The organism is Pectobacterium actinidiae, from assembly GCF_000803315.1.
Lineage (GTDB): Bacteria > Pseudomonadota > Gammaproteobacteria > Enterobacterales > Enterobacteriaceae > Pectobacterium > Pectobacterium actinidiae.
This window is the reverse complement of sequence record NZ_JRMH01000001.1, coordinates 3,965,487-3,984,998: the sequence shown is the minus strand read 5'-3', so window position 1 is coordinate 3,984,998 and position 19,512 is coordinate 3,965,487. Positions and strand designations below refer to the sequence as shown.

At 50.7% G+C, this 19,512-nt stretch carries 19 protein-coding genes; 9 read left to right on the top strand and 10 right to left on the bottom strand.

Annotation, left to right across the window (positions count from 1 at the left end; all coding sequences use genetic code 11):
• The first annotated feature begins 183 nt into the window (after positions 1–183).
• The 6 genes from hfq to KKH3_RS17120 all read left to right on the top strand — a co-directional run bounded on the left by hfq (position 184) and on the right by KKH3_RS17120 (position 5,940).
• Positions 184–486: an RNA chaperone Hfq gene (hfq, locus tag KKH3_RS17145; RefSeq protein ID WP_039361799.1), complete on the top strand. Its 303-nt coding sequence runs from the start codon at positions 184–186 to the stop codon at positions 484–486.
• Positions 487–580: 94 nt separating this feature from the next.
• Entirely contained in the window at positions 581–1,861 is a 1,281-nt protein-coding gene (hflX, locus tag KKH3_RS17140) for a ribosome rescue GTPase HflX (protein ID WP_039361797.1), read from the top strand.
• Between the two features lie 96 nt (positions 1,862–1,957).
• A complete protein-coding gene (hflK, locus tag KKH3_RS17135; RefSeq protein ID WP_039361795.1) occupies positions 1,958–3,217 on the top strand; it encodes an FtsH protease activity modulator HflK in 1,260 nt (419 codons plus the stop codon).
• A gap of 3 nt (positions 3,218–3,220) precedes the next feature.
• Complete coding sequence (gene hflC / locus KKH3_RS17130) at positions 3,221–4,216, top strand: protease modulator HflC (RefSeq protein ID WP_039361792.1); 996 nt, start codon at positions 3,221–3,223, stop codon at positions 4,214–4,216.
• Positions 4,217–4,341: 125 nt separating this feature from the next.
• Entirely contained in the window at positions 4,342–4,542 is a 201-nt protein-coding gene (locus tag KKH3_RS17125; protein WP_010285804.1) for a DUF2065 domain-containing protein, read from the top strand.
• A gap of 99 nt (positions 4,543–4,641) precedes the next feature.
• Complete coding sequence (locus KKH3_RS17120) at positions 4,642–5,940, top strand: adenylosuccinate synthase (RefSeq protein ID WP_039361790.1); 1,299 nt, start codon at positions 4,642–4,644, stop codon at positions 5,938–5,940.
• Between the two features lie 109 nt (positions 5,941–6,049).
• Here the strand turns inward: KKH3_RS17120 and mpl are convergent, their stop codons facing one another.
• Positions 6,050–7,435, bottom strand: coding sequence for a UDP-N-acetylmuramate:L-alanyl-gamma-D-glutamyl-meso-diaminopimelate ligase (gene mpl, locus KKH3_RS17115; RefSeq protein WP_039361787.1), 1,386 nt, complete (start codon positions 7,433–7,435; stop codon positions 6,050–6,052).
• A gap of 169 nt (positions 7,436–7,604) precedes the next feature.
• Here mpl and fbp point away from each other — a divergent pair, with 169 nt between their 5' ends.
• Positions 7,605–8,609, top strand: a complete 1,005-nt coding sequence (fbp, locus tag KKH3_RS17110; RefSeq protein WP_039361784.1) for a class 1 fructose-bisphosphatase — start codon at positions 7,605–7,607, stop codon at positions 8,607–8,609.
• A gap of 102 nt (positions 8,610–8,711) precedes the next feature.
• Here fbp and ruvX read toward each other — a convergent pair whose 3' ends face one another.
• The 7 genes from ruvX to metK all read right to left on the bottom strand — a co-directional run bounded on the left by ruvX (position 8,712) and on the right by metK (position 14,460).
• Positions 8,712–9,131 carry a Holliday junction resolvase RuvX gene (ruvX, locus tag KKH3_RS17105; protein WP_039361782.1) on the bottom strand — a complete coding sequence of 140 codons (420 nt, stop codon included), beginning with the start codon at positions 9,129–9,131 and terminating at the stop codon, positions 8,712–8,714.
• Positions 9,131–9,694 carry a YqgE/AlgH family protein gene (locus KKH3_RS17100; RefSeq protein WP_039361780.1) on the bottom strand — a complete coding sequence of 188 codons (564 nt, stop codon included), beginning with the start codon at positions 9,692–9,694 and terminating at the stop codon, positions 9,131–9,133. The genes ruvX and KKH3_RS17100 overlap by 1 nt, the downstream gene beginning before the upstream one ends.
• A gap of 83 nt (positions 9,695–9,777) precedes the next feature.
• Positions 9,778–10,737 carry a glutathione synthase gene (gene gshB / locus KKH3_RS17095; protein WP_039361777.1) on the bottom strand — a complete coding sequence of 320 codons (960 nt, stop codon included), beginning with the start codon at positions 10,735–10,737 and terminating at the stop codon, positions 9,778–9,780.
• An 11-nt stretch (positions 10,738–10,748) separates the two neighbouring features.
• Positions 10,749–11,483: a 16S rRNA (uracil(1498)-N(3))-methyltransferase gene (gene rsmE, locus KKH3_RS17090; RefSeq protein ID WP_039361774.1), complete on the bottom strand. Its 735-nt coding sequence runs from the start codon at positions 11,481–11,483 to the stop codon at positions 10,749–10,751.
• Between the two features lie 381 nt (positions 11,484–11,864).
• The gene (endA, locus tag KKH3_RS17085) at positions 11,865–12,563 is read right to left on the bottom strand and encodes a deoxyribonuclease I (protein ID WP_039361771.1); all 699 of its coding nucleotides are present in this window, start codon (positions 12,561–12,563) and stop codon (positions 11,865–11,867) included.
• 96 nt (positions 12,564–12,659) lie between these two features.
• Positions 12,660–13,172 carry a SprT family zinc-dependent metalloprotease gene (locus tag KKH3_RS17080; protein WP_039361768.1) on the bottom strand — a complete coding sequence of 171 codons (513 nt, stop codon included), beginning with the start codon at positions 13,170–13,172 and terminating at the stop codon, positions 12,660–12,662.
• 136 nt (positions 13,173–13,308) lie between these two features.
• Positions 13,309–14,460 carry a methionine adenosyltransferase gene (gene metK / locus KKH3_RS17075; RefSeq protein WP_039361766.1) on the bottom strand — a complete coding sequence of 384 codons (1,152 nt, stop codon included), beginning with the start codon at positions 14,458–14,460 and terminating at the stop codon, positions 13,309–13,311.
• 558 nt (positions 14,461–15,018) lie between these two features.
• Between metK and KKH3_RS22335 the strand changes: the two genes are divergently transcribed.
• Positions 15,019–15,177, top strand: a complete 159-nt coding sequence (locus tag KKH3_RS22335; RefSeq protein WP_167371710.1) for a hypothetical protein — start codon at positions 15,019–15,021, stop codon at positions 15,175–15,177.
• The gene (gene speA, locus KKH3_RS17070; protein WP_039361763.1) at positions 15,170–17,152 is read left to right on the top strand and encodes a biosynthetic arginine decarboxylase; all 1,983 of its coding nucleotides are present in this window, start codon (positions 15,170–15,172) and stop codon (positions 17,150–17,152) included. The genes KKH3_RS22335 and speA overlap by 8 nt, the downstream gene beginning before the upstream one ends.
• Before the next feature lie 58 nt (positions 17,153–17,210).
• Here the strand turns inward: speA and KKH3_RS17065 are convergent, their stop codons facing one another.
• Together KKH3_RS17065 and loiP are read right to left on the bottom strand one after the other, a co-directional pair.
• Positions 17,211–17,756: a helix-turn-helix transcriptional regulator gene (locus KKH3_RS17065; RefSeq protein ID WP_039361760.1), complete on the bottom strand. Its 546-nt coding sequence runs from the start codon at positions 17,754–17,756 to the stop codon at positions 17,211–17,213.
• A 675-nt stretch (positions 17,757–18,431) separates the two neighbouring features.
• Complete coding sequence (gene loiP / locus KKH3_RS17060; protein ID WP_039361757.1) at positions 18,432–19,184, bottom strand: metalloprotease LoiP; 753 nt, start codon at positions 19,182–19,184, stop codon at positions 18,432–18,434.
• Positions 19,185–19,512: the final 328 nt, after the last annotated feature.

Here is a 19,512-nt window from a genome sequence, read left to right as displayed (position 1 = left end):
TTCGGGTGAGTGAACGCAGCCAACGTACATGCAACTTGAAGTATGACGAGTGTACAGGTTGTTAGTGCATAGGTTGAGTGATTGTGTACAATCGGTGAGTCTCAGCGTGCAAGTTTTTACACCGTTATTTTAGAGCCATAGGGTTCTTTGTTACAAACAACATACAAATAAGGAAAATATAGAATGGCTAAGGGGCAATCTTTGCAAGATCCGTTCTTGAACGCTTTGCGTCGTGAACGTGTTCCGGTTTCGATTTATTTGGTGAACGGTATTAAGTTGCAAGGTCAGATCGAATCTTTCGATCAGTTCGTGATTTTGTTGAAAAACACGGTAAGTCAGATGGTTTATAAGCACGCCATCTCTACAGTTGTTCCTTCTCGCCCAGTCTCTCACCATAGCAACAATCCAGGCGGCGGCAGCAACAACTATCACGGTAGTAACACGACAGCTTCGCAGCAGTCGCAGGAAGCTGATGACGCCGAATAAGGCGTATTATCAATTCACCACGGCGCGGGAGAGCTGGACGCATCGCTCGGCTCCTTCGCTGTGGTGTTTTTTGCTCGTTTGAGAGGTTACTCGCTTGTTTGACCGTTATGAATCAGGTGAACGGGCCATATTAGTTCATATTTACTTCTCGCAAGATAGAGATACGGAAGATCTGCTGGAGTTTGAATCTCTGGTTTCTTCTGCCGGTATTGAATCCTTGCAGGTTGTTACTGGCAGCCGTAAGTCGCCTCACCCCAAGTATTTTGTCGGGGAAGGCAAAGCTGAAGAAATTGCTCAGGTAGTAAAGGAAACTGGCGCGTTTGTCGTGCTGTTTGATCATGCGCTGACGCCGGCTCAGGAACGTAATCTGGAGCGTCTGTGCGAGTGCCGGGTGATCGACCGTACCGGACTGATTTTAGATATTTTTGCCCAGCGTGCGCGTACGCACGAGGGGAAGTTACAGGTAGAACTGGCACAGTTGCGCCACCTTGCGACCCGACTGGTTCGCGGCTGGACGCACCTTGAGCGTCAGAAAGGCGGTATCGGTTTGCGTGGCCCGGGTGAAACCCAGCTTGAAACCGACCGTCGTTTATTGCGTAACCGTATTACGCAGATATTATCGCGTCTTGAGCGGGTAGAAAAACAGCGTGAACAGGGGCGCCGATCGCGAGTTCGTGCCGATGTCCCTACCGTTTCGCTGGTGGGCTATACCAATGCGGGTAAATCCACGCTGTTTAACAAGATTACATCGGCGGGTGTCTATGCCGCCGATCAGTTATTTGCCACACTGGATCCAACATTGCGCCGCATTCAAGTGGATGATGTTGGTGACACGGTGCTGGCGGATACCGTAGGTTTTATCCGGCAGTTGCCCCACGATTTGGTGGCTGCGTTTAAGGCTACATTACAGGAAACACGTCAGGCCTCACTGCTGCTGCACGTTGTGGATGCCGCCGATCCTCGTCTTGACGAGAATATCGACGCGGTTGATGACGTATTGGCGGAAATTGAGGCAGACGAAATACCTGCGCTGTTGGTAATGAACAAGATTGATATGCTGGATGATTTCGTTCCGCGTATCGATCGCGACGAAGAGAATCTACCGGTACGGGTCTGGCTTTCAGCACAGACCGGTGACGGTATTGCGTTGCTATTTCAGGCATTGACTGAGCGGCTTTCCGGGGAAATCGCACAACATACCTTGCATCTTCCCCCGCAGGCAGGACGTTTGCGTAGTCGTTTTTACCAGCTTCAGGCAATAGAAAAAGAATGGATTGAAGAGGATGGGCAAATTGGTTTGGTTATTCGTATGCCAATGGCTGACTGGCGCCGCCTCTGCAAAAAAGAGCAGGAACTGATGGACTATATTGTCTGATTTGACTGGCATAAACAGTCTGAACGGTGAAATAGTCTGACGGACTCTGGGATATTGAACCTGAAGAACACCTATCATAAAGAATGGAGCTAAAACATGGCGTGGAATCAGCCCGGTAATAACGGACAAGACCGCGACCCGTGGGGGAGCAGCAGCAATAATGGCGGCAACTCTGGCGGAAATAACAATAAAGGTGGCCGAGATCAGGGGCCGCCGGATCTGGACGACATCTTCCGTAAGCTGAGCAAAAAACTCGGCGATCTGGGTGGCGGCAAAGGTTCAAGCTCAAACAACAGTGGAAATTCTGGCGGCCCAGCACTGGGTGGCCGGATCGTCGGTATCGCTGCCGTCGCTGCGGTTGTCATCTGGGCTGCAACGGGTTTCTATACCATTAAAGAAGCGGAACGCGGTGTCGTTACACGCTTTGGTAAATTCAGCCACTTGGTTGGACCTGGTCTTAACTGGAAACCGACCTTCATCGACTCCGTTCGCGCAGTGAACGTCGAATCGGTGCGTGAACTGGCGACGTCGGGCGTGATGTTGACGTCAGATGAAAACGTTGTGCGCGTTGAAATGAACGTGCAGTACCGTGTCACGCAGCCAGAACAATATCTGTTTAGTGTAACCAATGCGGATGACAGCCTGCGTCAGGCAACGGACAGCGCGCTGCGCGGCGTTATTGGTAAGTACACGATGGACAAAATTTTGACGGAAGGCCGTACCATTGTGCGTACGGATACTCAGCGTGTACTGGAAGAGACGGTTCGTCCGTACAACATGGGTATCACGCTGCTGGACGTCAACTTCCAGACCGCGCGTCCGCCGGAAGAAGTCAAGGCTGCGTTTGATGATGCGATTGCCGCACGTGAAAACGAACAGCAATATATTCGTGAAGCGGAAGCCTACGCGAACGAAGTGCAGCCGCGTGCTAACGGTCAGGCTCAGCGTATTCTGGAAGAGTCTCGCGCTTATAAAACCCGTACCGTTCTGGAAGCTCAGGGTGAAGTTGCCCGTTTCGCCAGAATATTACCGGAATATAAAGCGGCACCTGAAATCACTCGTGAACGTCTGTATATCGAAACGATGGAACGCGTACTGAGCCATACCCGTAAAGTTCTGGTCAATGACAAGGGGGGTAACCTGATGGTGCTGCCGTTGGATCAGATGCTGCGTGGACAAGGTGGTGAAAATACGCAAAGCAATAATAGCAGCAGCGCTAACCCACTGCGTTTGCCAAGCAACAGCAGCGGTGCGACGAATAGCAACCAGACGCGCAGCAGTAATAATGGAAATATCATGGATCAGCGCAGAGCAAATGCGCAGCGTGATGACTTCACTCGAGTAGGGAGAGAATAATCGATGCGTAAGCCCTTACTATTTATCCTGATCCTGGTACTGATGGTGGTCTATGCGTCACTGTTTGTGGTGCAGGAAGGCCAGCGCGGCATTGTGATGCGTTTTGGCAAAGTATTGCGTGATGACGACAATAAGCCGCTGATCTATGCACCGGGATTGCAGTTTAAGATTCCGTTTATCGACTCAGTGAAAATGCTGGATGCGCGTATCCAGACCATGGAAAACCAGGCTGACCGCTTTATCACTAAAGAGCAGAAAGACCTGATTGTCGATTCCTATCTCAAATGGCGTATCAGCGATTTCAGCCGCTACTATCTGGCAACGGGCGGTGGTGACATCTCTCAGGCTGAAGTGCTGCTGAAACGTAAATTCAGTGACCGTCTGCGTTCCGAGATTGGTCGTCTGGATGTGAAAGGCATTGTTACCGACTCACGCGGTCAACTGATGTCCGACGTGCGTGAAGCGCTGAATACCGGCACAGGTGAAACTACTGAAGCCGATAATGCCATTGCTTCTGCCGCTGCGCGTGTTGAGAAAGAGACTACGAGCAACGAACCTCACATCAACCCTAACAGTATGGCTGCGCTGGGTATTGAGGTTATCGATGTGCGAATTAAGCAAATCAACCTGCCAACTGAAGTGTCTGACGCGATTTATCAACGTATGCGTGCAGAGCGTGAAGCGGTAGCGCGTCGCCATCGTTCACAAGGTCAGGAAGAAGCTGAAAAACTGAAAGCGGCGGCAGACTATGAAGTCACCCGTACGCTGGCAGAAGCGGAGCGTCAGGGGCGAATTTCTCGCGGTGAAGGGGATGCCGAAGCGGCGAAACTGTTTGCTAACGCATTCAGTGAAGATCCTGACTTCTACGCGTTCGTTCGTAGCCTGCGCGCGTATGAAAGCAGCTTCAGTAATAATCAGGACGTCATGGTTCTCAGCCCTGATAGCGACTTCTTCCGCTACATGAAGTCACCAGACAGCAGCATGGTACCACGTCGTTGATAGTCATTAGCTGACGTCTCATCAAGCCCGGGTTCTTTCTCCGGGCTTTTTTTTGCCATTTTCTGGCAGAGAAATATCCAAAGGGTTGGTCCTGTTTGAACCTGATGCGGGAAAAGGGGGGGGTTATGAATTCAACGATTTGGCTGGCGCTTGGGCTGGTTTTGGTGCTTGAAGGGCTGGGGCCGCTACTGTTTCCCCGTCTCTGGCGACGTATGATTTTGGGAATAGCGCAGTTGCCGGATACTATTTTGCGTCGGTTTGGCGGTGGAATAGTTGTTGCAGGGTGCGTGATCTACTACATGTTGCGTAGCCGGATGGGTGGCTAAAATTAAGCGGAAAAATGTGCGCAATCGTGTGCTAAAAGTACTGAAAGCATCCAAATGAGATGGTAGAATCCTTTTTTAAGCAACCTGGTGATTCTTGAAATGGGTAAGAACGTCGTCGTACTGGGCACCCAATGGGGTGACGAAGGTAAAGGCAAGGTCGTTGACCTGCTGACTGAACGGGCTAAATATGTTGTGCGCTATCAGGGTGGACACAACGCTGGCCACACGCTGGTTATCAACGGTGAAAAAACCGTCCTTCATTTAATTCCTTCTGGCATTTTGCGTGAAAATGTTGTCAGCATCATCGGTAACGGTGTTGTGCTGGCGCCTGACGCGTTGATGAAAGAAATGACGGAGCTTGAAGCGCGTGGCGTCCCGGTACGCGAACGTCTGCTGCTTTCTGAAGCCTGTCCGTTAATCCTGCCTTATCACGTCGCGTTGGATAACGCGCGTGAAAAAGCGCGTGGTGCAAAAGCAATTGGTACGACTGGTCGCGGTATCGGCCCTGCGTATGAAGATAAAGTTGCTCGTCGTGGCCTGCGCGTTGGCGATCTGTTTGATAAAGAAACCTTTGCTGTCAAACTGAAAGAGATCGTCGAATACCATAACTTCCAGTTGGTTAACTACTATAAAGCGGATGCAGTCGACTACCAGAAAGTGCTGGACGACGTGCTGGCGATTGCCGATATCCTGACCGCGATGGTCGTTGATGTTTCCGATCTGCTGTATAAGGCGCATCTGCGTGGCGATTTCGTCATGTTTGAAGGCGCGCAGGGTACGCTGCTGGATATCGACCACGGTACATATCCCTACGTGACTTCCTCAAACACCACGGCGGGCGGCGTTGCTACTGGTTCTGGTCTGGGGCCACGCTATGTAGACTACGTACTGGGTATCGTGAAAGCTTACTCTACCCGTGTTGGTGCAGGTCCATTCCCGACTGAGCTGTTTGAAGACGTTGGTGAGCATCTGTCTCAAAAAGGTAACGAGTTTGGCGCGACAACAGGTCGTCGTCGTCGTACCGGCTGGCTGGATGCGGTTGCCGTACGCCGTGCGGTACAGATCAACTCGCTGTCCGGCTTCTGCCTGACTAAGCTGGATGTTCTGGACGGTCTGAAAGAAATTAAAATCTGCGTAGGCTATCGTTTACCGAATGGCACGGAAGTGGATGTCACTCCGCTGGCTGCTGAAGGCTGGGAAGGTCTTGAGCCGATTTACGAAACGATGCCGGGCTGGTCTGAAAGCACGTTTGGTGTGAAAGATCACAGCAAACTGCCGCAGGCTGCGCTGAACTACATCAAACGTATTGAAGAAGTTACCGGTGTGCCGATTGATATTATTTCTACCGGCCCAGATCGTAGCGAAACGATGGTGTTGCGCGATCCGTTCGATGCTTGATTTTGCCATCCTTAATGGATGATGCGAATATGAAAAGGACGGGATTCCCGTCCTTTTTACTATCAGCTGTTTAGCCGTTGCGATGTGCATGACAACGGCTTTCTCTTCGTTATTCCTGAGCGTCTTCCGCTTTCTGCGCTTTCTTTTTCAGGCCATCCAGCAGCTTATTGTGGATGTTGCTGAACCCGCCGTTGCTCATCACCAGAATGTGGTCGCCAGGCTGTGCGGTCTTGATGATGTTTTCTACTAACGTGTCAATATCCGCGCTCCAGTGAGCGGGCTGTACGCAGGCTTCCGCGACTTCTACGACCTGCCACGGAATATGTGCTGGCTGGAATAGGAAAACTTCATCGGCGCGGCCTAATGACGGCGCCAGTTCATTTTTGCACATCCCCAATTTCATGGTGTTCGAACGAGGTTCGAGTACTGCCAGAATACGAGCCGTGCCGCCAACCTTGCTACGTAGCGCCGACAGCGTCGCCAGAATCGCAGTTGGGTGATGCGCAAAATCGTCATAAACCGCGACGCCATGCTCTGTCCCGCGTAATTCAAGACGACGGCGCGCGTTGATAAATCTACCCAGCGCATGGCAAGCGTCAGCAGGTAGCACACCGACATGGTGAGCGGCGGCGATAGCCATCAGCCCGTTGTGCATGTTGTGTTCACCCACCAGTTTCCAGTGGACTTCACCGACGAGCTCCTTATTCAGGTAAACCTGATATTGGCTGGCATCGCTCGACACTTTTTGTGCCCGCCATGTGCCTTCTTCGCCGACCAGTTCCTGTTCACTCCAGCATCCCATTCCCATCACCTGTTTGAGGTTAAGGTCGTTGGTTGGCAGAATGATCTTCCCGCTGCCCGGCACCAGTCGCACAAGGTGATGGAACTGTTTCTGAATAGCTTTGAGATCGTCAAAGATGTCGGCGTGATCGAACTCAAGATTATTAAGCACCAGCGTTCTTGGGCAGTAGTGTACGAATTTGGAACGCTTGTCGAAGAATGCACAATCATATTCATCGGCTTCGAGTACCATGAACGGGCTGCCACCCAAGCGTGCAGAAACGGTGAAGTTGCCGGGAACGCCGCCAATGACAAAACCGGGCTGGTAGCCACAGTCTTCCAGAATCCAGGTGACCATCCCCGCCGTGGTGGTTTTGCCATGTGTTCCTGCAACGGCGATCACCCAGCGATCGCGCAGCACATAATCGTGTAGCCACTGTGGACCGGAAACATAAGGTAGTCCCTGTTCCAGTACGGCTTCGACGCACGGGTTTCCGCGCGTCATCGCATTACCGATGATGACTAAATCAGGCGCGGGGCTAAGCTGTACCGGATCGTAGCCCTGAATCAGCGTGATTCCCTGTTCTTCAAGTAAGGTACTCATGGGGGGATAAACATTTGCATCTGAGCCTGTGACATCATGCCCCAGTGAACGAGCAAGCAGGGCAAGTCCACCCATAAAGGTGCCGCAGATACCTAAAATATGAATACGCATACATTTTCCATCTTCGCAGTGAGTCTGCGCCACATTCTAACGCTATGAATCCGCCATAAGAAATGGATTTGACTAGGTACTCACTTTCTCTTTGGGCTACACTGCATGCGCAAACGTTGGCGGTGCAGAAATGAAACCGCTTTTCATCCGTAGATTCTGGAATAGTGTTATGAAAACGTTAGGCGAATTTATCGTCGAAAAACAGCACGATTTCTCTCACGCCACAGGTGAGCTTACCGCGCTGCTGTCTGCTATTAAACTGGGTGCCAAGATTATTCACCGTGATATCAATAAAGCGGGTCTGGTTGATATCCTGGGAACCAGCGGTATTTCTAATGTTCAGGGCGAAGTGCAGATGAAGCTCGATCTGTATGCCAATGAGAAACTGAAAGCTGCATTAAAAGCGCGTGGTGAAGTGGCTGGTATCGCCTCCGAAGAAGAAGACGAAATTGTTATCTTTGAAGGTGATAAGGCGGAAAATGCCAAGTATGTGGTTCTGATGGATCCGCTGGACGGCTCGTCGAATATTGATGTGAATGTCTCCGTCGGTACGATTTTCTCTATTTATCGCCGTATTACGCCGCTGGGAACGTCAGTCACGGAAGCTGACTTCTTGCAGCCGGGTAGTCAGCAGGTTGCTGCGGGCTACATCGTTTACGGTTCTTCAACCATGCTGGTGTACACCACGGGTCACGGCGTTCACGCCTTTACCTACGATCCGTCGCTCGGTGTATTCTGTCTCTCGCATGAAAAAGTTTGCTTCCCGGAAAAAGGGAATATGTATTCCATCAACGAAGGGAACTACATCAAGTTTCCTGTCGGCGTGAAGAAATACATCAAATACTGTCAGGAGCAGGATGAAGAGACGCAGCGTCCTTATACATCGCGTTATATCGGCTCACTGGTAGCAGATTTCCACCGTAATCTGCTGAAAGGCGGGATTTACCTGTACCCGAGCACGGCGAGCTATCCGAAAGGCAAACTGCGTTTGCTATACGAATGCAACCCGATGGCGTTTCTGGCGGAGCAGGCAGGCGGCAAAGCCAGCGACGGTAAAAACCGTATTCTGGATATCACGCCAGAGAAATTGCACCAGCGTTCCCCGTTCTTCGTAGGGACGGAATCGATGGTGAATGATGTCGAACGTTTCATCCGTGAATTCCCAGACGCTTAATTAGCGCTTTCCCGTGTTGTCAGGCTCTCTGCCAACGCGGGATGACTTTATGGCGTGCTATCCAGTACGCCATCCTTGTGCTCCATCGTAACCCGCGTTTTTTTAGTGCTGTGCCTCGAACCAACTCTCCAGAATGATCACCGCAGAAGCAGCATCTACGCTCCCTTTATCCAACGCTTTAAAGCCGCCGCGTTCAAAGAGATCGGCACGCGCTTCCACCGTACTCAAGCGTTCATCGTGTAACTCAATAGCGACGCCAAAACGGCCATGTAGCCGGTTAGCAAACTTTCTCGCCCGTGCCGTTAGCGGTTGCTCTGTGCCATCCATGTTGAGCGGCAGACCGACGACGACCAAATCGGGCTGCCATTCTGACAACAGCTTCTCCACTTTTTGCCAGTCGGGTATCCCTTCCTGCGCCTTGAAAGATGTCAGGGCACGTGCCGTACCGGTAATCTCCTGACCGATGGCGACACCGATACTTTTTGTCCCAAAATCAAAGGCCAGAATGGTTCTGCTGGTCATCAGGCATGTCCTGCTTCAGTGGAGATGTTATGAATATCAATGCCCAATTTTCTGGCCGCTGCCCGCCAGCGTTCGGCAATCGGCGTGTGGAACAGAATGTCTTTATCGGCTGGCGTCGTCAGCCAGGCATTCTCCAGCAGTTCTTCTTCCAGTTGGCCGTTCTCCCAGGCGGCATAGCCTAAGGCGACCAGCGTGTTTTTCGGCTGCTGGGGCGTGCCTAACGTTTCCAGTACATCTTTGGACGTGGTGATCATGGTGTCCTCAGAAATACTGATGCTGGAACCAAAGCCGGGACAGGGCGTATGCAGAATAAAGCCACGATCGTCCGCCAGTGGGCCGCCGATGAAGACGGGTTTATCCAATCGAATGGCAGGATCGCGCGGTGTTGGGTCTATTTTTAGCTTTTTCAGCACATTTTCCACGGAAAATTGATCCATCGGTTTGTTGATGATCAGCCCCATGGCTCCGTCTTCATTATGTTCGCAGATATAGACCACCGAACGTTTAAATACAGAGTCCTGTAGTGCTGGCATAGCAATGAGGAAGTGATGCTGTAAATTCATTGTGTATTTTTATCGATATCCGTCAGCGTTGGGGAAACAGCCCGTATTGCACGGGCTGGGTGGTGTGTCAGGTGTCTCTGGTATTAGCGGGTACGTGCAGCCAGACGTTTTTCAATGGCGTCCATCAGCATGCCCGTGATGGAAACATCCGGATAGGCTGTTTCGATTTCACGCACGCAGGTCGGGCTGGTGACGTTAATTTCTGTCAGGCGGTCGCCGATAATATCCAGACCGACGAAAATCAGGCCTTTGGCTTTTAACGTTGGGGCGACGTCACGGGCGATTTTCCAGTCGCTTTCGGTCAACGGACGCGCTTCACCGCGGCCGCCGGCTGCAAGATTGCCGCGTGTTTCACCGCTTTTCGGGATACGTGCCAGGCAGTAAGGCACGGGTTCGCCATCAACCACCAGTACGCGTTTGTCGCCATCTTTAATGGTCGGCAAATAGTTTTGCGCCATGCAGTAGCGGGTCGCGTGTTCGGTCAGCGTTTCGATGATGACCGAGACGTTGGCGTCATCCTGCTTCAAACGGAAAATAGACGCACCGCCCATGCCGTCCAGCGGCTTGAGAATGACGTCGCCATGTTTTTCATGGAACTGACGCAGTTTGTCTGCACGACGCGTAACGAGCGTATCAGGGGTCAGATGCGGGAACCAGGCGGTGAACAGCTTCTCATTGCAATCGCGCAGGCTTTGCGGCTTGTTGACGATCAGCGTGCCTTTCTCTTCCGCGCGTTCCAGAATATAAGTGGCGTAGATGAATTCCGTATCGAACGGTGGATCTTTTCGCATCAGCACCACATCCAACTCTTCCAGCGCAATGTCCTGCTCGCCGGAGAAATCGTACCAGCCATCGTAATCGTACTGGACGCTCAGGCGACGCGTTGTAGCACGCGCGACGCCCGCGTGCATATAGAGATCGTTCATCTCCATATAATGCAGTTCCCAACCACGGCGCTGTGCTTCCAGCAGCATGGCAAAGCTGGTGTCTTTCTTGATATTGATGGTGTCAATCGGGTCCATCACGATACCGAGTTTGATCATTCTTTTCTCCTTTACCCCAAATCGCCGAAACGTACCTGTAAGGCGGTCATGGCGGTGAGTGCAGTGGTTTCTGTGCGCAAGACGCGTGGCCCCAACAGGATATCAGTGAATCCGTGTTCTGAGGTCATGGTAATTTCGCTCGCGGTGAGCCCGCCCTCCGGGCCGATCAGTAGCCTGACCCGATCTACCGGCAGTGGCAGCGTATTGATACTCTGTGTCGCGCGTGGGTGCAGATTTAATTTCAGTGCATTGTCTTGCTCTGCACACCAGGCTTCCAGCGTCATCGCTGGTCGCACCAGCGGCACACGGTTGCGGCCGGACTGTTCACAGGCGGCAACCGCAATTTTCTGCCACTGGCTAATTTTTTTCTCCATACGCTCGGCATCCAGCTTGACGCCACAGCGCTCAGAAAGCAGAGGTGTAATCACATTGACACCCAGCTCGATGGATTTCTGAATGGTAAATTCCATCTTCTCGCCGCGCGACATCACCTGTCCCAGATGTAAATGTAGGGGCGATTCTTTATCTTCCAACTTACCTGCTGTGAAGCGAACACGCACACTCTTTTTGCCAGCTGCGATGATTTCTGCATCAAAGACATGATTGCTGCCATCAAACAGCTGCAATGACTGACCCGTAGTCATGCGTAACACGCGACCAACATGATTGGCGGCATCGTCACTCAGCTCGGCTTCACCGCCGTTAAGGGGGAGCGTTTCGGGATGAAAAATGCGTGGTACTCGCATACTGGATTAAGACCTTTGAATGAAATTAATCGGCACAGGAACGCCAGAAATAGGTAAAACCACCGTCATTTAATAGTGGCCGAGTTTGCGGACAAAGTACGCTGAGCGGTGATAATGGGTAGATCGTAAAGACGCTGCAAGTACGTCCCTGTAAGCTCGGATTGCGCGGATATGAATCTCATCCCTGAGATTCCCCCTTTCAGGGCCGTCGCTAGCGACGTTCAAAAACGTTCCTGACGTTTTTGTCCATGGCGCAAACGCTTTACTCTTCTATCCCATTACCACCGTTCTCGTTCCGTAAATAGGTTTGTCAACGGTCTGAACCACCGTCAGATGACGGTGGTTTTGCTGGAAACCGATTCGTTATAGTAGGTAGACGAACTAGCGCTGGCAAGCTTGTTGAACGTAGGGATTCGGGTTTCCCTGTTTTGCGGCAATGCGCTGATTGCGGGTACATTCCCACTGAGTGACTGGGTATTGCTTATCCCAGGCTTCGAACAACTGGGTTTGCTGGCTGGAAAGACGTAACTGATAGCGGTCGCGCATGTAGAAATAGGTACGAGCGATTTGGCCGCGAGCGCGAGCAGGCGGTTCTGCCAGATTATTTTTGAAATCGACCTTCATCTCGCATTGACCATACTGGGATGTTCCCCCGTTCCATTGTCCATACATTGCATTGCCGCGATCGCCGTTTACTTCGCCGATAGCAGGCTGCAAGTTATGCAAATCGGTTTCCATCTCACGGTAGACGGGGTCGCTGTTACAGTTTTTTCTGCCGCCGTCCTGCCAGCACTGGCGCTGGTGGCCGAACTGCCAGGCGGGCACAACATGCTCCCACTCGATGCGGCTGGCACGCTGTTCATTTTTCCTGACCTGATAACCACAGGATTCAAGATCGGGCGTGCCTTTCTTGCCCTGCCACGTAATCTTACAGCCGCAGTAGAACGAACCCGGCGCATCGCGATTAATCTCGGCAGCGGCGGCTTTTGCCTGCGAAAAATTATTGATGTTTTGACCCAGCGCGGTAGTCGAAAACAGACTCGCGCCAACGGCGGCGATAGCGAGAATTTTGCGTAGCATATTCCAAATAATCCACAGGCTGTAAAGTTGGCAGACTACCGGATGTCTCGTCGGCAGGCAAATGCAAAAGCAGTTTTTAAAACTGGAAATTCTCGTTTAAATAGAACTTTTTACATCATGACGTAAGGTTTTACCGCAGCGACGACAGCGATATTCTGTTTCGCCGCGCAGCACCCGATTGTGCCGACGGATCGTCAGCTCATGTCGTTGGCAATCGCACAGGTAGGTGAAGGTTTTCCCCTGCACGGATTGCACCGCAAACCGATGCGTGCGTTTTGCGGGGACGCGCAGGACGTTTTCCATCATCCAGCGCCACTCTTTACCATGCGGTGCGACACGGCCAAAGCGGGCGTAGACTAGCAAGTGAGCCAGCTCATGGGGGACGACTTCATCGATAAAGGCCTGCTGATTTTCCTGCAACAAGACGGGATTCAGCCGAATTTCCCAGTGTTGCAGCCAGGCCGTTCCGGCGGTTGAACCGCGTTGCTGGTAATTGACTGTTGGCTCGGTGTAGTTCGTTTGCAAAGTGAGGTTAGCCTGCTGCAATTTATCACGGAGGCAGCGCATCACAGCCTGATGGCTGGCAATGGGGATTCGGGGTGTGCTCATGGCTGTGAGCATAAATTGAGTGGCAGGGAGACGCAATAGGCGAAGCAGAAGGAAATGTGGGGGGAGGCTCAAATGAAAAACGGCGAATCTTTATTCGCCGTTTTATACCCGTCATACTTCACGCTGCATGTGCGGATTACAGACCCGCAGCCTCGCGCAGCTGTGCGGCTTTGTCGGTTTTTTCCCACGGGAAATGTTCGCGGCCAAAGTGACCATAGGCTGCTGTTTCCTGATAAATCGGATGCAGCAGATCCAGCATCTGGATTAAGCCGTAAGGGCGCAGATCGAAGAATTCACGCACCAGCAGCGTCAACTGCTCGGTGGGCACTTTCTCTGTGCCGAAGGTTTCGATCATGATAGAGGTGGGTTCCGCTACGCCGATAGCGTAGGACACCTGAATCTCGCAGCGGTCAGCCAGGCCAGCCGCGACGATATTCTTGGCGACATAGCGTGCAGCATAGGCAGCAGAACGGTCTACTTTAGACGGATCTTTACCGGAGAACGCACCGCCACCGTGACGTGCTGCACCGCCATAGGTATCAACGATGATTTTACGACCCGTCAGGCCGCAGTCACCCATTGGGCCGCCGATAACAAAGCGTCCGGTTGGGTTGATGAAATATTTAGTGTTGGCAGACAGCCACTCTGCTGGCAGAACTGGCTTGATGATCTCTTCCATCACCGCTTCATGCAGATCTTTCTGGCTGATCTCTTCTGAATGCTGGGTAGAGAGCACCACGGCATCAATGCCGGCAATCTTGCCATCGTCGTACAGGAATGTAACCTGGCTTTTCGCATCTGGGCGCAGCCACGGCAGCGAACCACTCTTACGCACTTCTGACTGACGCTGAACCAAACGGTGTGCATAAGTCACAGGAGCAGGCATCAGGACGTCGGTTTCGTTGGTTGCGTAGCCGAACATCAGACCCTGATCGCCTGCGCCTTGTTCCAGCGGATCGCGGCGGTCAACGCCCTGATTGATGTCAGGTGACTGCTTGCCAATCGCGCTCAGTACGGCGCAAGAGTTGGCATCAAAGCCCATTTCTGAATTGACATAACCGATATCACGCACGGTACGGCGGGTAATTTCTTCAATATCGACCCAGGCGCTGGTGGTAATTTCACCACCGACTAACACCATGCCGGTCTTTACATAAGTCTCACAAGCGACACGCGCTTTTGGATCTTGCTCCAGAATGGCGTCGAGAACCGCATCAGAAATCTGGTCAGCAATTTTATCAGGATGTCCTTCAGAGACTGACTCGGACGTAAAAAGGTGTTTAGCCATGAGTTTCTTTACCTTCAAATCAAAGCCGTTAAGCAGTGTATCAGTTAATCGGTATAGACGGATTAACATCTGGATGGCTATTCTAGGTCACCTTTTGGTCTCAGTGCCAGTAGTTTTTCGCATTAGCGCGCCATCGTCCTTTTATCATCGGCCGTTTTTTCTTTTACAAGAGATGACTGGCGGTAATTTTCATTTTGCTTTTCCATCAGCATGTAGGTATAAACGGCGAGCGGTGATGCAACCCGTGACATCTTGAATTTTTTATTGATAGCTGACCGCATAGCCTGCGGCGCACGTGGAGGTGGTAGGATTAATGATCCGTTGTTTACTGAGTATATTGCGCTCGCAATATGTCCCTTTTGACGCGACCGCGTCCACGACTCAACCCTTCTTTGCCGTTTCTCGACGTAGCCTGTCTTTAAATTCGACACAGGACTCCAGGGCTGGCTAATCCGCCTGTTATTCTTTCTGCCAGAAGCGTTTAACGCCTTTCTGGTCACGTTCGCCCGGTGATTTTCACAACGAGTTTTATCGACCCGTAACACGGAGCCTGACAACGTGTTTTACACTAATAAGAGTAATAAAGTGGCGGCATACTTCACTACGCCGATTTTTTCACTGTCGATGCCGCATGTTGCAGGTATGCTCATGTGGGCTGTTTATTCAGGTACTGATGTGATCAGCAGTCTAGAAAAAGAAGAGGTTCGTTATGTCTGACGACATGATTCAGCACGGCTCGTCAGCGACGGGTAAACATGAAAATTTGCGCTCTATGCAGGAGGTTGCCATGAATGACCGTAATGCCAGCGAAATGCTTCGTACTTACAATATTGCCTGGTGGGGCAATAATTACTATGACGTCAATGAACTCGGCCACATTAGCGTGTGCCCGGATCCTGACGTACCAGAAGCTCGCGTCGATCTGGCCAAATTGGTCAAAGATATGCAGAAAGATAACCATCAGCGCCTTCCTGCGCTGTTCTGCTTTCCGCAAATCCTTCAGCATCGCCTGCGTTCTATTAACGCTGCGTTTAAACAGGCTCGCGAATCGTTTGGCTACGAAGGCGGGTATTTTCTGGTTTATCCGATCAAGGTTAACCAGCATCGCCGCGTCATTGAGTCACTGGCTAATTCCGGTGAGCCGCTGGGTTTGGAAGCCGGTTCAAAAGCAGAGCTGATGGCGGTACTCGGTCACGCGGGCATGACCCGTACGGTGATTGTGTGTAACGGCTACAAAGACCGTGAATATATTCGTCTGGCACTCATCGGTGAAAAGCTGGGTCACAAGGTTTATCTGGTCATCGAGAAGATGTCCGAAATTCGGCTGGTGCTGGAAGAAGCAGAGCGCTTGAATGTGGTGCCGCGCCTTGGCGTCCGCGCGCGTCTGGCTTCTCAGGGATCGGGCAAGTGGCAATCCAGCGGCGGCGAAAAATCCAAGTTTGGTCTGGCGGCGATTCAGGTGCTGCAACTGGTTGAAATGCTGCGTGAAGCGGGGCGGTTGGATAGCCTGCAACTGCTGCATTTCCATCTGGGATCGCAGTTGGCGAACATCCGTGATATTGCGACGGGCGTGCGTGAGTCCGCGCGCTTCTATGTTGAACTGCATAAGCTGGGTGTGAATATCCAGTGCTTCGACGTCGGTGGCGGTTTGGGTGTGGATTATGAAGGCACGCGCTCTCAGTCCGATTGTTCAGTGAACTATGGCCTGAACGAATATGCCAACAACGTGATTTGGGGCATCGGCGATGCCTGTAACGAACACGGGTTGCCGCATCCGACGGTCATCACCGAATCTGGCCGTGCGGTAACCGCGCACCATACCGTATTGGTTTCCAATATTATCGGGGTTGAGCGCAACGAATTCAGCGAACCCACAGAGCCAGAAGAAGACGCTCCGCGTGCGCTGGAGAGCCTGTGGTCAACCTGGAAAGAAATCAAACAGCCGGGGAAACGCCGTTCGCTGCGTGAATGGTTGCACGACAGCCAGATGGATTTGCACGATGTGCATACCCAATACACGCACGGCATGTTGGATCTGACGCAGCGCGCGAAAGCAGAGCAGCTTTATCTGAGCATCTGTCAGATGATTCAGGAGCAGTTGGATCCGAGCAACCGTGCGCACCGGCCGGTGATTGATGAATTACAGGAGCGGATGGCTGACAAGCTGTATGTCAACTTCTCGCTGTTCCAATCCATGCCGGATGCATGGGGGATCGATCAACTGTTCCCGGTCATGCCCCTGGAAGGGCTAAACAAGCCGCCTGAGCGCCGTGCTGTCGTGCTTGACATCACCTGTGATTCCGACGGTACGATCGATCATTATGTCGATGGTGACGGGATTGCGACGACGATGCCAATGCCGCCTTACGATCCAGAAAATCCTCCGCTGCTGGGCTTCTTTATGGTCGGTGCCTATCAGGAAATCTTGGGGAATATGCATAACCTGTTCGGCGATACGTCGACCGTTGATGTGTTTGTCTTCCAGGATGGTACCGTTGAGATTGAAGAGTCTGACGAAGGGAATACGGTTGCCGACATGCTGGAATATGTGCAGCTTGACCCCAAAGTGCTGATGACCCGTTTCCGCGATCAGGTGAAAGAAACCGATCTGGATACGGAACTTCAGGCACAGTTCCTGGAGGAGTTTGAAAGCGGACTGTACGGTTACACTTATTTGGAAGATGAAGAATAAGCGTTGCTGAGTGAGTAAAAAGGGATGCGCGTGAGCATCCCTTTTTTTCGTCTATCGCTTAGTTAAGCGAATGACTTGTATTGATATCGGTTGCTGGTTTGGAAAGGGAATCAAATTCTTCAATGACGCTGTCTTTGAAGATAATTTTTGCAATAAGCAGTAAAGAGTTTTTATCCTGAACGCCATATTTATTCAGTAATCGTGATTTACTGTTCAGTACTGACTTCTTATTTAATCCGATGAGATCGGCAATCGCTTCCGCTGTGTAGCCCGCACACCAATACTGGAATACCGCATATTCAGATTTTGACAGTCTAACGGGACTGAATAAACGGCGATCGTGGAGGTGAACAAAGTCGAGTAATTTATAAAAAGAATCGATGGCTGCTGACTTGGAAATAAGAATCGTTTTTTCGTCAATGCACACGGGGGGGTGATTGGGAGAATTATTGATGATAACGAACGATGACGCCATATTATAAAAATGAGTTCTTATCGACTCAAAGTATTCCTCAAAGCCCTCGCTGCTACCGTCAATGATGAAAATACATTTCTTCTTTCCTTGCTGTAGCGTAAACCTGTTGACGGGTTTTATAGAGAGCATAGGGATACTGGATAGGATTTCCCGTAATCCTACCGTGGTAAAATTGCATTTACTGAAAATTCTCACATCCATGATTTTTAACACATATGAGTTTATTGTGTGAAAGTGGCCATAAACCAATAATCGCTGCTGATGTTATCCAGTTATTAAGAAATCGCGATCCTGAAATGCCTTTAAATTGCTAAAAGGTGGAATCGCAAGAGAAACCTGCGAGTGCGGCAGCAGGTTTTATCATATATCTATATGATCAAACTGGAAAAATTTTTATTGGTTTAACATAGTATGCTTGATTTACTGGTTTATTTCTATCTTTAAATACAGGGGGTTACTCCATCATCCTTGTTTATTGCGCCGTATGTCTTTGTGTTAATCGCGATTACCTGTTTTTCCGTATGCCACGGCATTCGCGGAGTACTGCTTCCAGCATCTGGAAATCTGTCGAAATGCGTTTCTTAAAAAGAGAACGGAAAGTAAATATGATTGAAGATAGCTATCTATTTATATCTATTAATTATTAAATCCTATCATGATGAAGATAGAAGTGATTGCAGATAGCTGTTATGAAACAGCTTACAGGGAATATGATGGGGATGATAGTGGTCGGATGACTAGCGGGCAATTGAGATTTTTTCAATTGCCCAGTGTGTATGCTTTACGAGTAATCAGCGTGGGTGATTACTTCTCAGCAGCAATACGTTCACGAATATGTTTGGCGCGTCCTTCCGATGAAGGATGGGAATCAAACATGCTGCTTTCACGACCGGCATCAAGTTTGGCAAGTTTTTCAAAGCTGCTTGCCAAGCCTTCCAGCTTGACGCCACGTTTCTTCAGCAGATCGAAGGAGTAATCATCGGCCTGCGTTTCCTGAGTTTGAGAGAATTGGGAATTAACCAGTGCTTCTCCCAGATCGGCGAGTTGAGACTGTGACAGGGACGCCGCTACGCCGCCCGCAGAGCCAATTGCAGTACGTGCGGCAGTCGCTGCATAGGCAACCTGCATAGCTTTACGAGTGTGACCCAGCGCAACGTGACCCATTTCGTGGCCGAGAACGCCTTCCACTTCGTTGTCATTCATCATATCCATCAGACCGCTGTATACGCGAATACAACCGTTAGCCATTGCCCAGGCGTTAACATCTTTTGTCAGATAAACCTTATAGTTGGCTGGAGTACCGTTGATGTCATGACCCAGTGCATCTGCAATTTTATTCAGGCGCTGTGTGTATTTGCTGTCGGCAGGAGCAATCTTTGCTTCTTTATCCATTTGCTCACAGGATTGATTGCTGAGTGATTTAACATCAGCATCGCTGAGCGTTGCCGCTTGGAAAGCCTGTGCGCCGGATTGCATTAAGGTGCTGGTGTTTAAGTTCTGGCAGCCAGTCAGCAGGGTTGCGACACACAGCGCCAGTACAGAAGAACGAATAGCCATAAAAATCATCTCCATACGATTAATGTTTATTTTTTAATACCAAAAAAACGGCTATAAGGTACCCGAAAACGGCATTGATAAATAGATCGGAAAATCTGATTTGTAGGCTTTCCGATATCGTCGTCGACGATGAATTTTGTTTTGGTGCGTTCCAAAAAGGCGCGGTTGCTAAAGGCGAACCCACTAGAAAACCTGACGTATGGCACTGTAATCCACTACATAATTGGCAAAAGAACCGCTATTGATTCGTCAGCCGATAAATCCCTGTTTTTTGCTCACGGTTCCATGTGCATTCCCTCTACTTTTCATGTACATTTGTAATCATATT

Excerpts from the sequence above, each read along its gene's own strand:
- loiP (WP_039361757.1), bottom strand. The coding sequence starts at position 19,184 with ATGGCTATTCGTTCTTCTGTACTGGCGCTGTGTGTCGCAACCCTGCTG.
- KKH3_RS17080 (WP_039361768.1), bottom strand. The coding sequence starts at position 13,172 with ATGAGCACACCCCGAATCCCCATTGCCAGCCATCAGGCTGTGATGCGC.
- speA (WP_039361763.1), top strand. The coding sequence starts at position 15,170 with ATGTCTGACGACATGATTCAGCACGGCTCGTCAGCGACGGGTAAACAT.
- ruvX (WP_039361782.1), bottom strand. The coding sequence starts at position 9,131 with ATGACCAGCAGAACCATTCTGGCCTTTGATTTTGGGACAAAAAGTATC.
- hfq (WP_039361799.1), top strand. The coding sequence starts at position 184 with ATGGCTAAGGGGCAATCTTTGCAAGATCCGTTCTTGAACGCTTTGCGT.
- fbp (WP_039361784.1), top strand. The coding sequence starts at position 7,605 with ATGAAAACGTTAGGCGAATTTATCGTCGAAAAACAGCACGATTTCTCT.
- KKH3_RS17100 (WP_039361780.1), bottom strand. The coding sequence starts at position 9,694 with ATGAATTTACAGCATCACTTCCTCATTGCTATGCCAGCACTACAGGAC.
- hflC (WP_039361792.1), top strand. The coding sequence starts at position 3,221 with ATGCGTAAGCCCTTACTATTTATCCTGATCCTGGTACTGATGGTGGTC.
- hflK (WP_039361795.1), top strand. The coding sequence starts at position 1,958 with ATGGCGTGGAATCAGCCCGGTAATAACGGACAAGACCGCGACCCGTGG.
- rsmE (WP_039361774.1), bottom strand. The coding sequence starts at position 11,483 with ATGCGAGTACCACGCATTTTTCATCCCGAAACGCTCCCCCTTAACGGC.
- gshB (WP_039361777.1), bottom strand. The coding sequence starts at position 10,737 with ATGATCAAACTCGGTATCGTGATGGACCCGATTGACACCATCAATATC.
- metK (WP_039361766.1), bottom strand. The coding sequence starts at position 14,460 with ATGGCTAAACACCTTTTTACGTCCGAGTCAGTCTCTGAAGGACATCCT.
- KKH3_RS17120 (WP_039361790.1), top strand. The coding sequence starts at position 4,642 with ATGGGTAAGAACGTCGTCGTACTGGGCACCCAATGGGGTGACGAAGGT.
- KKH3_RS17065 (WP_039361760.1), bottom strand. The coding sequence starts at position 17,756 with ATGCTCTCTATAAAACCCGTCAACAGGTTTACGCTACAGCAAGGAAAG.
- mpl (WP_039361787.1), bottom strand. The coding sequence starts at position 7,435 with ATGCGTATTCATATTTTAGGTATCTGCGGCACCTTTATGGGTGGACTT.
- endA (WP_039361771.1), bottom strand. The coding sequence starts at position 12,563 with ATGCTACGCAAAATTCTCGCTATCGCCGCCGTTGGCGCGAGTCTGTTT.
- KKH3_RS17125 (WP_010285804.1), top strand. The coding sequence starts at position 4,342 with ATGAATTCAACGATTTGGCTGGCGCTTGGGCTGGTTTTGGTGCTTGAA.